The 11,946-nt window shown below is 34.9% G+C and carries 11 protein-coding genes; 1 reads left to right on the top strand and 10 read right to left on the bottom strand.

Annotated elements, in window-relative coordinates; all coding sequences use genetic code 11:
- Positions 1-352 precede the first annotated feature (352 nt).
- Complete coding sequence (locus tag OA86_RS13875; RefSeq protein ID WP_039354464.1) at positions 353-700, bottom strand: hypothetical protein; 348 nt, start codon at positions 698-700, stop codon at positions 353-355.
- A gap of 257 nt (positions 701-957) precedes the next feature.
- On the opposite strand from OA86_RS13875, the gene OA86_RS13870 reads away from it, so the two are divergent.
- Complete coding sequence (locus tag OA86_RS13870; protein ID WP_039354451.1) at positions 958-1,698, top strand: DUF3891 family protein; 741 nt, start codon at positions 958-960, stop codon at positions 1,696-1,698.
- 259 nt (positions 1,699-1,957) lie between these two features.
- On the opposite strand, the gene OA86_RS13865 is transcribed toward OA86_RS13870, so the two are convergent.
- From OA86_RS13865 to OA86_RS13825, 9 genes are all read right to left on the bottom strand, one after another.
- Positions 1,958-3,604, bottom strand: a complete 1,647-nt coding sequence (locus OA86_RS13865; RefSeq protein WP_039354449.1) for a serine hydrolase domain-containing protein — start codon at positions 3,602-3,604, stop codon at positions 1,958-1,960.
- 57 nt (positions 3,605-3,661) lie between these two features.
- Positions 3,662-3,919, bottom strand: a complete 258-nt coding sequence (locus OA86_RS13860) for a hypothetical protein (protein ID WP_039354447.1) — start codon at positions 3,917-3,919, stop codon at positions 3,662-3,664.
- 7 nt (positions 3,920-3,926) lie between these two features.
- A complete protein-coding gene (locus tag OA86_RS13855; RefSeq protein ID WP_039354445.1) occupies positions 3,927-4,652 on the bottom strand; it encodes a DUF3667 domain-containing protein in 726 nt (241 codons plus the stop codon).
- Between the two features lie 2 nt (positions 4,653-4,654).
- Positions 4,655-4,903: a hypothetical protein gene (locus OA86_RS13850; protein ID WP_039354443.1), complete on the bottom strand. Its 249-nt coding sequence runs from the start codon at positions 4,901-4,903 to the stop codon at positions 4,655-4,657.
- An 87-nt stretch (positions 4,904-4,990) separates the two neighbouring features.
- Entirely contained in the window at positions 4,991-8,488 is a 3,498-nt protein-coding gene (locus OA86_RS13845; RefSeq protein WP_082017338.1) for a type ISP restriction/modification enzyme, read from the bottom strand.
- A 121-nt stretch (positions 8,489-8,609) separates the two neighbouring features.
- Positions 8,610-8,954 (bottom strand): DoxX family protein, encoded by a 345-nt coding sequence (locus OA86_RS13840; RefSeq protein ID WP_039354441.1) that lies wholly within the window; start codon positions 8,952-8,954, stop codon positions 8,610-8,612.
- Positions 8,955-8,956: 2 nt separating this feature from the next.
- Positions 8,957-9,301, bottom strand: a complete 345-nt coding sequence (locus OA86_RS13835; protein ID WP_039354439.1) for a DoxX family protein — start codon at positions 9,299-9,301, stop codon at positions 8,957-8,959.
- A 148-nt stretch (positions 9,302-9,449) separates the two neighbouring features.
- Complete coding sequence (locus tag OA86_RS13830) at positions 9,450-9,869, bottom strand: hypothetical protein (RefSeq protein ID WP_039354438.1); 420 nt, start codon at positions 9,867-9,869, stop codon at positions 9,450-9,452.
- A 144-nt stretch (positions 9,870-10,013) separates the two neighbouring features.
- Entirely contained in the window at positions 10,014-11,792 is a 1,779-nt protein-coding gene (locus OA86_RS13825; RefSeq protein ID WP_039354435.1) for an AMP-dependent synthetase/ligase, read from the bottom strand.
- Positions 11,793-11,946: the final 154 nt, after the last annotated feature.

Here is an 11,946-nt window from a genome sequence, read left to right as displayed (position 1 = left end):
CAGAACTAGAGTTCGGATTACACGCTTTAGCACACAATCTAAGGAAGAAAAGTGCCTAAAAGGAGCACTTTTTTAGACAATTCTAAAAAAGAACATTATAATCAACAATTTAGCGTCTTGTAAAACAAAATAAAAAAACCGCCTCAAATTTTATTTTGAGACGGCTTCTTTTTTGCGTCTTGGAATATTAATCTTTTAAAGAATTCATTTTTTAATTTCGATTCTTTAAAACTAACCAACCATTTAATAATCGGCCATCAGAAACCTTGAGAAAGTATATTTCCGCGGTTGCTTTTGTTTTTTCCAATTTTACGAAAAGGGAAGGTTTGTCATCAAAAAAACTAAATATAAATCATTCCTTTCGTACGAGCAAAATCCAGTCTTCTTCTAATAATTTGTAACCGATATCATACACAAAACGATATTCTGCACCATTTTTATAGACCTTCAGATTCGTGAAATATTCAAAATCAAATCCCTCAGAAATTAATTTGTTTCGTGTGGTTTTAGCTTTTCCTTCAATGAATTTTTGTTCCGCCAGAACGCGGTAATTTTTGCGCAGTTTATTATTTACATTGCGCATCAGATTGGAGGAATCCTGGTTGTTTTTGTTATTATAAGCATTTCTACAGCCGTCATTGCAGAATTTTTTATCCGTTCTTCCGATAATTTTTTCGCCGCATTCTAAACAATTTTCCATAAGAATCATTTGATAATCAAATATATAAAAAATATCCGTTTGTAAACGGATAAATATTGTAGAGAAATCTTATTCTTTTGCTTTCCTAATTGAAGGGTTATTTTAAATGCTTTAATTACTCATCATGATAAAAGCTTTGAGGTCTCTATAAACAACAATTCAAACATCGTAAAAATTTCTAAAACTTTTTAGTATTCTTACTAAATTTGACTTAGGCATAGATTTAGAAATAGATTTCTCCAATACATTATAAAATCATGATTGTTATCTCTCATCAAAAAGGTTGGAAAATTATTAACCAACGTTCTCACGGTCTTCTTGCCGCCATGTTAGCTTACCAATATGATATTGATTTGCCTAATGAAATAATGGTTCCTACGCTCATCGCCATTGCAGAACATGATGATGGCGCTGCGGAAACTTTGCAAAATAAAAATCTTACCGAAGCAGGTGCGCCCCGAAATTTCACGATAGGTGATGAATACAAAAAGACAGAATTAAAGCAGAAATTAAATGTGATGGAAATCGCTACCGCAAAAAGTCAATTAAATGCGCTGCTAACTTCTATGCACTTAAATTTTATTTTTGGCGGTAATAAGGAGGATAATGATAAAAAATTAGACACTTTTTTGAAAGAACAGGAAAAAAATCGAAAAGACATTTTAAAACATTTGGATATTGATAAAAAATATGCTGAACATATTTATCGATTTGTAGAGTGGTGCGATGCTTTTTCTCTCCTTATTTGCCTGGATAAAATTCAGCAGGAAGGAAGAAAAATGGAAATATCAAAAAGTCCAGATGGTGATATGAACCAAACTTTTTATAAAGCTGAGAATGTAATCACGGTGGAACCATGGGTTTTTAAAAATGATACTTTCAAGGTATTTTATGAGTACAAAATTGTTGAGCAGTTAAAGTTTAAATCAATCGAGGAGTTTAATGATATTTGTAAGCAAACTCCTGTGCAAAGAGAAGAGTTCGTCTTTTCAAAATAATTCTAGAGAATTTATTATACCAAAACTTTTTAGAGATAATAAAGATTTTTAAGGAAAATTAATTCCTAAAAGTTCTTTTGTTTTGCATCGCTCAATTTTTTTAAGTTACACGATCTGAAAAGCGTAATTGCGATATTATCGGGTTTGTAAATTGATTATAACACTTATCTCGTCGACTGCTAAAGTTTTGTAGGTTAGCGAGATTACGGACTTTAGAGAAACCCAGTCCGGTCAAATAGTTTTAGAAAGCATTTGATTATTATTTCATTATTGCGTCAATTAAATAATTCTGCATAATCTTGTCAACTTGCTTTTCACCATACGGCGTATTATATGCGGTCGATGTGATCACAATTACAATCGGTTGATCTTTGAATATAAAAATTCTGTTTCCACCATTTCCACTGGCATAATAAACTTCGTAATCCATGCCATTTACTTTGTACGTTTTATTCCAAAACAAATAACCATAATATTCGTCTTCTGATATTTTAATTTGGTGTGATAAACTTTTTGCTACCCATTCCTGTGACAGAATCTGTTTGCCATTCCAGGTCCCTCTATTTTGGTATAACTGCCCATATTTCGCAAGATCCAAAGAACGCAATTGCAGGCTACCTGCTGTATTCGCTACTTTTTGTGGGGTCAATTGCCATTTGTATTTTGTAATTCCTAATGGCTGAAATAATTTTTCGCTGGAATATTTCTCTAAACCATTTGGCACGGATTTATGAATTAAGTCGCCAAGAACTACAACACCCGCTGTAAAGTAATCCCATTGCTTGTTCGCCACTTTTGACTGGTCAATCGGGAGATTTAATGTAAAGTCAACCCAATTTTTGGCAGGATACATATTTTCTTCATTCCCTGGTGATTCCGAATTTATATCAGAACCCTCGAAAGTTGAACTCATCGTGAGCAAATCTTTTAAACTGATACTGTCTTTTGCCGGAGCGTAATTCTGAAAAGTATTCAGTTTGTAAAACTCATCTAGGGTCTGTCTTTCGCTTTTGATGTAGTGGTTTTTGATAGCAATTCCTAAAAGTGTTGAGGCAAATGATTTTCCAACAGATCTTGTGTCGTGAAGGGTTTCTCTGTTTGCTCCATTAAAATACTCTTCTAGCAATAGTTTTCCGTCTTTTACAACTACAATGCTTGTAATGTTCTTATAAGCTTGCGTCGCGATTTTCCGGTTGAGCTCTTCAATTTTTGGCGTATCAATTTTATCGGTAGATATCTGCAGGTCTTTTAGTGGTTTTATATTCTGAACTTTAACAAGTTGCTCATTGATTTTTATTTCCGGAACTATAATTTTCAATTCTCCTTCCGCGATGATGTTACCTGTCAATATTTCATTCCGTTTTAAATAAGGTCTGATCTCAATTTTAAGTAAATGTTCTCCGTTTGCAAAAGCATCTTGTCCGCCATTCGAATAAAATCTATTCCAGAGAAATCTACCCCAGGAATCTTCGTCAGTTGAACTTATTAAAGGAACTCTGAAAATTGTTCTTTGGTTTTTGCTGTCAGCACTTCCTGCTCCAAGATTAAGATTTTCAACATAGATCTTTTTATCATCAACGAAGAATGTGAATTGATAATTTCCAGTTTTAGTAAGTTCGGCTGCTGATAATTGGGGTGAAAGTAAATGAAGATAATTGGTCAGCGAATTACCTAAAAAAACTCTGATGTTAAGATCTGTTTTTTCTTTAAGTTCAAATGTTTTTAGAAAATCTGCTTGTTTAAAATTCTCAATAGGAATAGTTTCACCCATAAAAGCAATTTTCCCAATATTAGCTTTATGAACTGGATAAATGATACTGTCGCATTTTACCAAGTTTATGGTTTGTGCAAACAGATTAAATGTAGTCAGGAAAATTGTTGTTAATATGGCGAGTTGTCGAATCATCTTTCTTTTTTTTTAACCACAGGATAAATAAGGCAAATGTGGTAAGAGTAAGTACTCTTATTTTTCTTGTTTTATTGCCACTTCTTTATCATTGATGAAAAGAATACATTCCGCTTTGTACCAACCGAAAATAGTTGCTTTGATCAGTTCTTTTTCATTTTTAGAGTTCATGATATGTCCGGTAAGGTTTGACGAAATAGCCCCAAACTTTTTATCCTGCAACACCTCATTTACGTAAAGTTGTTCCCCCGAAAACCAGGTGTTTGTAATTTTAATGGTGTTGTTTTCATAAGTCGCAGTCCAAATACTTTTCATATTTTTTTTAATTTTTTGTGAGGAGATCGATTGTTATTCCTATTAAACCGATGGCAATGAAGAACGTGATAAATCCTAAGATATAAGACAGAAGGGCTTTAAAATAGTTGCTAATTTTGTTTTTCTCAAAGAAATTTCCAACTGCCCAAGTCAAATAAATCATTCCAATAATTCCAGCAACATTAAGAAGTTTAAAATGAGTAAAACCTTCTATCAATGCAAAAAATGCAAAGATTAACATGGAGATTCCCAAAACGAAACACAGCATGATGAGCAATTCGAAAAAATTGTAACCATATTTTTTGAAAAATACCTTGAGCCAAAGCGCAATAAATCCACCTGTCAAAATATTCATATAGCCGTAATTTCCCTGCATCCACGTTAAGATCTTGACAAAAGCCGAATTTGCAGGCAATCCTTCCTGCTTAATATATTCGTCTTCAATATGGAAATAATGACTGATAATCGTATAAATTAAGGAAGTAACGATGATGAAAATAATGGGTTTTACAAGCCGACTTCGATTTTCCGAAATGTATTTTCTAATACTTTGTCCCGGATTGATGAAAAGTTCTTTCACCGTGTACAAAATTCCCCGTTCAAAATGCAGAACATGTTCTATTTCGTGCATAATATAATGACCGTCAATTCTTTTTAATTTTGCGGGTTCTCCACAATTTGGACAGAAGTTCATGCTTACTTCTGTATCGCAAGTTTTACAATAGTGCGCCATAGTTATTTCAGATTTCTTTCTTTTAAAACGATTTCTAACTCTTTATTTTCTTTTGAATCTTTTATTAATTTATAGGCAAATAGTAGTGGAATTATCGTCAAAAGGCCCCACGTATTTTTTATGACACTATACAAGATAATCCCGCCTAAAAACCCAATAAAACCAGCGTTAACAAGTGGTGATAATTTTTCTTCCTTTGCCTTAAGCATAAGTTCCTCATTGCTTAATTTTAAAAGTTCTTCTCTACTCATTTTTTTTAATCTTAATTTTTTATTCTGAATCCTTATACGCGCAAAAATCCTTTTTTTTGGCTTGATATTTTTCTCTTCGTTAAACCTTTACTCAATCTCAATCTCATCGATCTGCTTCATCAAACGATCGGTTTCAGAGAGGGCGACAATTATTTTTTGGTAGTGCAAAATATCCTCAAACTCCAGGGTTCTTCCTTGCCGGTCTTTGAGCCATTTTCGGGCGGGTTGATAGCCACCGATATAGAAATTCCAGGCGATTTCCGGTACATTGTCGAAGTATTGCGTTTCGTTGATATATACTTTGCCATTTTTCGGAGTACTTGCAGCAAAGTTGGGTTTGCTTAATGTTTCATCGGTGTTCAGAATTGGTATATCAGGTGACAGAATTGGTATATCAGGTGACAGAATTGGTATATCAGGTTGCAGAAATGGTATATCAGGTTGCAGAAATGGTATATCAAGGTTCAGAAATGGTATATCAGGTTGCAGAAATGGTATATCAGATTGCAGAACCGGTATATCAGATTGCAGAACCGGTAAATCAGGGTTTGTAAGCTCAAACTTCAGTTTATTTACGCCATTATCGCCATTGATTGGGTATTGCGTGATATAATTTTCGATGACAGGATTTTCTAAAAGATGCAGGGTGCGAATTTCCCCGCCTAATTGTACGAGTTGCCAAAAGGTGTCTTTGTCTTTTGGATAAGGCACTCTGGGGAAATCTATTTTCAAAAACTCTTTGTATTTCTCCCGATAAGTTGGCGAATGTAAAACCGCGTAGATGTAATCTAAGAGATCTATTGGCGCCAGTTCGACAGGCTCACTGACCGCACTTGTTACTGAGCTTGTCGAAATACTGGTTACTGAGCTTGTCGAAATACTGGTTACTGAGCTTGTCGAAGTACTTTTTTCATTGACAAATTGTAAACCTAATTTATCTGCGATTTCTTTTACGATTTCTGGATTTAGGTTTGGAGTTCTTTCTGATGTTTCTTCGAGAGAAAGTTGACCGGAAGTTTCGGGGTAAAGGTAGAGTGGAAATAAATTACCGCCACCTCGATAATATAAATTAAAGTCAGTTATTGAGTTTGTTAGAAAAGCTAGATTCCAAGGCATATCACCAACTACTTGTCCTTGTCGACCAATAACTAAACCTAAATTTTCTCCATTTAAAAGATGTCGCATAATTTTTCTTACTGTGCGCCAAACTAATTTATCTTCATAAAAAATATGCTTATTTTCAAAAGGTCTATATGTGATTGGGTAAATATATTTTGTTAAATCATTTTCATTTTTGATATTATCATATCCGTCTAAAATATTCCACCCGATCTTTTTCTTTACATTGAATTTTTTATGTAAATATTCAGTATCTCTAGGTGCATTTTGAAATTCTTTATAAAATTTCAATAACTCTTCTTTACTGTCTTTAATTACAAAATTATCGTGTGAAGTAGTCATACCAACACCATTTATCAAAAAAAGTTCTTTTATAGAAATCCCAATATTATAGCTGTCTTCGACTTTGAAATCTTTTTTCACCATAAAATAATCTGGTGCTTTGTTTGGTATTTCCTTATATTGAATTGTCTTTAATGAGTTTGCAAATAGAAAATCATATTTAATATCTCTCTTCCCATACAAATCATAATGAAAAACTTTTCCTAATTCATTTGTTTTTTTCTTTCCAGTTTTAATAAAAATATTGATGGAAACTCCTTGCATAATATCAAATACATTTTGATCCACACTTCCATCAGGAGAAACTTCTTTCTTTTTAGAATTTCCATGCAAGTCAATCGTATAAATTTTATCATAAGTCTTCAATAAATTCCAACGCATTCCACGAAAAGTAGGGTTATCTAAAAATCCATGAGGATTAATAAAAGCCAAAACACCGCTTCTGTTTTTCTCTATAAAATGTTGTCCGTAACGCAGAAACTTTACATAATCATCATTGATCCATTTAGGATTTCTTTCTTTCAGTTTCTCTTTTCCACCCGGTTCTTTTTTATAATCTTCCATCAACTTCATAATCCAATCGCCTTTATTGGCACTTTCCCCAGAATACGGCGGATTTCCAATCACACACATCACCGGAGTATCACGCTTAATATGATTGGCTTCATTGGCTTCTGTACTCAACCAATTCGCAAATAAAGTTCCGGTATCGGGATGATGTTCTTCTAAACTATTGGTCAAATAAACGCGGGTTCGTTGCTCTTTGGTGGCTTTGAAACCGGTTTCCTTTAATAATAAATCCAATTGCAAATGTGCCATTGCATAACTTGCCATCAATAATTCAAAACCATTTAAACGCGGCAACAAATTGTTTTCTACATAGCTGCTCCAAATTCCTTCCTGTCCTTTAAATTTTTGGTGAACGTGTTTGATGACTTCCGCCAGAAACGTTCCTGTTCCCGTTGCAGGATCTAAAATCTGTACTTTATGAACTTCTTTTTCTACCATCTTCCCTTGAAAATCTACCTTGATCTTCGTTTTACTGGTGTCTGCTAAACCTTGGGGTAAATCGAATTCAGTCTTCAAAATATCATCAACCGCACGAACAATAAAATTGACAACCGGTGCCGGAGTGTACCAAACTCCACGTGCTTTGCGGAGACTTGGATCATATTCTGCCAAGAAAGTTTCGTAAAAATGAATGATGGGATCTTCCATCTTGGTCGTCTTGCCATAGTTTTTCAGAATCTCTTCTACGTTACAGGCTAAGAATATTTCCGCCAGATTATCGACGATCCATTTGATGCGATCATCAATATCGGGACCTGCGATATACCCAAATAGTTTTCTTAAAAAGGGATTCGATTTTGGAATGAGTTCCGCTGCTTCCTGTCGGCTAAATGTTCCCAAAGAGGCGTCGTGCAAACGTGCCGCAAACATTCCGTACGCAATGGTTTGTGCATAGACATCTGCAAAACCTTTCGGCGTGATGTCGTGGATCAGAATACTTTTGAAAGCTTCCATTTGCTCTTTCAGCGTGCTGTCTTCGTTGTGGGTTTCGTCACTGGTCAAGGCTTTTTCGATAACATCAGAAAGCAGGCGCGCTTTTCCCGCCATCATCTCGGCCAACTTTTTCGGACTTTTTATATTCTGCCCGATGTGTACACAAAAGTCTTTGATGAGATTTTCAAACGTCGCGAAGTTTTCGGGTAGTGGTACAATTTCAAATTTGTTGTCACCCTGAGCTTGTCGAAGGGCTGCAATGGCTATTTTAGTCACAAACTGCCCATCATGGTACAAATGAAAATCGAGATAGTCTGTGAAAATTAAATTATCTAACGAAGCTTTGTAGCGGTCGAACTGTTCTTTGTTAATAGATTTCTTTTTTCCTTCCAGATCTTTGTCACCAATATCTTTTGCTTCAATAAATCCCACCGGAATATCTTTTTTGGTCAAAATATAATCGGGTGCGCCGCAAGATTGCCGCTTCGGTTCATTGGTCGCTCTGATTTCCGGTACCAAACTTTCTATCAATTGTTGTAAGTCGCCCCGAAAAGTATGTTCAGTCGCGTTTCCTAGGAGATATCTCTGGTTGATGTTGGTGATGTATTTTTCTAAGGTCATTTGTGCAAAGTCTTTATTGGAAGAAAGGGAAGGTATTGTTATTTTTTTTGAGACAAAACCTCCGTTTTTTGAGGAGGTTCTTTTATGCAGTCGTGTTAATTTTTACAACACTCTGCGAATTTTATTGATTGCTTCCTAAGTAAAATATAAAGGCGTTTAAAATCATATAAAATGTGGCCGGTAATGAAACTAATAAACTATCTTTTGATTTAATTCTTGTTAGTACCCCAAACATCATTAATAGCGCAAGTCCACCAGATGAAAGGAGCAAAAGAGGTTTGAAAAATAAACCTACCAGCAAACCAATGGCTCCTAATGCTTCCAGGATAATTACATAAATGCCAAAGCCTTTTAAGTTAAACCGTTCAAATTCTTCCTTCATATTCGGTGAAATAAAATAGGAAATAGAATATCCCGCAAAAGAGAGGCTTGAAATCAAAACACAGGAAACCAGTAAATAATTCATATTTAAATGATATTCATTGAAACCAGTGCGATGAAGGCACATAAAATAAGTAAAACAAGCGAGGGCAAATGTTTAATGAATGGGTTTTTAATTTTGAAATGGAAATACTGTGCAGCGACCATGAATAATCCCATCAAAATAGCGGGTATCGCAACTAAGGTGGGAAACCAAATACCGGCGACTAACAGCGTGGCTAAGGAAACTTTGACGGCTCCTACAAAGGTTCGCGTTAAATCACTGAGTCCGAATTGTTTAAATTCTTTGATAATTACGTCGTATCTGAAAATCCAAACGTAGGCTACAGATGCTGCTACAATAATTTGTGCTAAAATTAGAAGATTTGTCATGGTATTTATTTTAGAGGATTATTTTTTTTTGTCTGATGAATACTGTCTTTTTTGTCCGATAATTAAATGAAGGGGACACTACACCAAAAGTAGTGTTTTGGTACTGAATTCACACCAACTGGGATTACTTTTGAATTGTTCATCAATATTAACTGAACGTCGTCAATATCAAGATAAACGTTAAAATACCGATGACCGTTGTAATAATTCCCATTTTTCTTGACTTTGTCCACCCAACTAAGGCAACCATAGAAAGCAAGGATATAATTCCCAACATAAGAGTAGTTGTTCCAAGCAATCGGTGGTAAGTAAATTCGCTGCTTCCAATTTTTTCAGGATATCCTGGAGTCGTCATCATCATAACACCGGTCCAGGCAAAAATTGAAATCAAAAATAAACCCGCCGCTAAAGTCGAAGTCAATAAAACGTATTTTATAAGTTTGGTTTTCAGTTCAGAAACCAAAAGATTTGCAATCACCAAAATTGAAAAACCTCCCAAAAGTGAAGTGATAAAAACGGTTTGGGTAGAAAGTTTGTTCCAGTACTCGAAGCTAATCTCGGTTATCATATTTTTTTTCTTTATGTTTTTGTGAATAGTCAGCTTTCATTTCCTTTCAATAAACATAAAAACACGGCCCAAAAAAACCGTGCTTTTACAATATTTTATTTTTTAAAATCTCACCGCTCGAAACCCGAAACTCGAATCTCGAAATTAATCCTCATGACCGTACATTTTATTATACAGTTTTAAATATCTTTCTTTCACGGCTTTTCTTTTTAATTTCAAAGTAGGAGTGAGCAGTCCCATTTCGATGGACCAAACCTCCGGCGTGAGTTCAAATCTTTTGATCTGTTCCCAGTTACCGAGTTTCGTGTTTAGATAGTCGATTTCTTTTCCAATCCTTTCTTTTAATTCCGGGCTTTTTGAAATTTCTTCCGTCGTAGTTCCTATATTTAATCCTTTTCTTTCTGCCCAGTTTTTTACAAAATTAAAATCAGGCTGTATAAATGCACAAGGCATTTTTTCGCCGTCGCCCACAACCATTACCTGTTCGATGAATTTGGAAGCTTTTGCCTGATTTTCCAGAACTTGAGGAGCTATATATTTTCCACCCGAAGTTTTAAACATTTCTTTTTTACGGTCTGTAATATGCAAATATCCTTCTTCATCAATATGTCCGATGTCGCCCGTTTTGAAAAAACCTTCCGGTGTAAATGCTTCAGCAGTCTGTTCCTCATTTTTAAAATAACCTTTGAAAACAGAAGGTCCTTTTACTGTGATCTCTCCATCTTCCTGAATTTTCACTTCCAGATTATCCAGAACATGACCAACGGTTCCAATTTTTATTTTGCCGAAACTGTTCACCGCGATAACGGGCGAAGTTTCTGTTAAACCATATCCTTCCAAAATAGGGATTCCCGCATTCTGGAACATTTTATTGAGTCGCGGCGACAATGCAGCTGAACCTGAAACGAGGGTGATAATGTTTCCACCAAGACCGTCCCGCCATTTTGAAAATACAAGCTTGTCGGCAATAATTTCCTGTAATCCAGAAGGTTTTCCTAATTTTTGTTTGGCTTTATTTACGCCAAGTGCCCAAAGGAAAATTTTAGATTTTAAACCACCTGCGCTGGTTCCTTTGTCATAAATTTTATCATAAACCTTTTCGATCAAACGGGGTACAACCGACATGATATGAGGTTGAACTTCTTTAATGTTATCACCCATTTTTTCGATACTTTCAGCGAAGTAGATCGAGTAGCCATTGTATTGATAGAGATAAAAAAGCATTCTTTCAAAAATATGACAGATCGGTAAGAAACTCAGGATCTTCACATCGGTATAATCCATTCCCTTCACGCGCGGAATTCTGGAATTCGATGCGATAACGTTGGAAACAATATTTTGATGCGTCAACATGACCCCTTTTGGTTTTCCTGTCGTTCCAGACGTAAAAATGATCGTAGCTAAATCTTCAGAATTAATGCTTTTTGAAAGATCTTCCACTTCATTTTGCGTAGCTTCATCTTTTCCCAGATCCAGTACTTCTTTCCAGTTTGCAGTTCCTTCAATTTCGTCAAAACTGAAAACGCCTTTTAAAGTCGGAACGTTTTGTTTGATCTTCATTACTTTCTCGAGCAAAACTTTATCTGAAAGGAAACAATATTGCACTTCGGCATTATTAAAAATATAATCAAAATCATCTGGAGCGATACTCGGATAAACCGGTACCGAAACTGCACCAATCTGAGAAATACCCAAATCCATTACCGCCCATTCAGTTCTTGTCGCAGTAGTAATCAGGGCAATTTTATCACCAGGTTTAATTCCCAGTTTTAAAAGGCCGCGTGAAATTTGATTTCCAAGATGAAGATACTCTTTGGTAGAAGTTTTTTCCCATTCTCCTGCATATTTCGTGATGAACATTTCATCTTGCGGATATTTTTGTAATGCTTCATGAGCAAAATCGAAAATTCTTTTTATAGACATAGCTTTGTTTTTCTTTGTTGTGCGTAATATTAAGTAAAATTAATTTGCACTTTTGTAAAAATATCATTTTTATTTTAAACAGCAAAAAGTATTTTTGGTTCTAAATTTTTAAGTAAAAAGCGTATATTTATCATTAATTGTTTACATAATTTTC

The sequence above is a fragment of the Kaistella jeonii genome (genome assembly GCF_000812865.1).
Classification (GTDB): Bacteria; Bacteroidota; Bacteroidia; order Flavobacteriales; family Weeksellaceae; genus Kaistella; species Kaistella jeonii.
This window is presented reverse-complemented; position numbering and strand designations above follow the sequence as displayed.

What these genes read in the sequence shown, in the direction of transcription:
- OA86_RS13855 (WP_039354445.1), bottom strand. Translation starts at nt 4,652, where the DNA reads ATGGCGCACTATTGTAAAACTTGCGATACAGAAGTAAGCATGAACTTC.
- OA86_RS13850 (WP_039354443.1), bottom strand. Translation starts at nt 4,903, where the DNA reads ATGAGTAGAGAAGAACTTTTAAAATTAAGCAATGAGGAACTTATGCTT.
- OA86_RS13860 (WP_039354447.1), bottom strand. Translation starts at nt 3,919, where the DNA reads ATGAAAAGTATTTGGACTGCGACTTATGAAAACAACACCATTAAAATT.
- OA86_RS13845 (WP_082017338.1), bottom strand. Translation starts at nt 8,488, where the DNA reads ATGACCTTAGAAAAATACATCACCAACATCAACCAGAGATATCTCCTA.
- OA86_RS13835 (WP_039354439.1), bottom strand. Translation starts at nt 9,301, where the DNA reads ATGACAAATCTTCTAATTTTAGCACAAATTATTGTAGCAGCATCTGTA.
- OA86_RS13870 (WP_039354451.1), top strand. Translation starts at nt 958, where the DNA reads ATGATTGTTATCTCTCATCAAAAAGGTTGGAAAATTATTAACCAACGT.
- OA86_RS13865 (WP_039354449.1), bottom strand. Translation starts at nt 3,604, where the DNA reads ATGATTCGACAACTCGCCATATTAACAACAATTTTCCTGACTACATTT.
- OA86_RS13840 (WP_039354441.1), bottom strand. Translation starts at nt 8,954, where the DNA reads ATGAATTATTTACTGGTTTCCTGTGTTTTGATTTCAAGCCTCTCTTTT.
- OA86_RS13825 (WP_039354435.1), bottom strand. Translation starts at nt 11,792, where the DNA reads ATGTCTATAAAAAGAATTTTCGATTTTGCTCATGAAGCATTACAAAAA.
- OA86_RS13875 (WP_039354464.1), bottom strand. Translation starts at nt 700, where the DNA reads ATGGAAAATTGTTTAGAATGCGGCGAAAAAATTATCGGAAGAACGGAT.
- OA86_RS13830 (WP_039354438.1), bottom strand. Translation starts at nt 9,869, where the DNA reads ATGATAACCGAGATTAGCTTCGAGTACTGGAACAAACTTTCTACCCAA.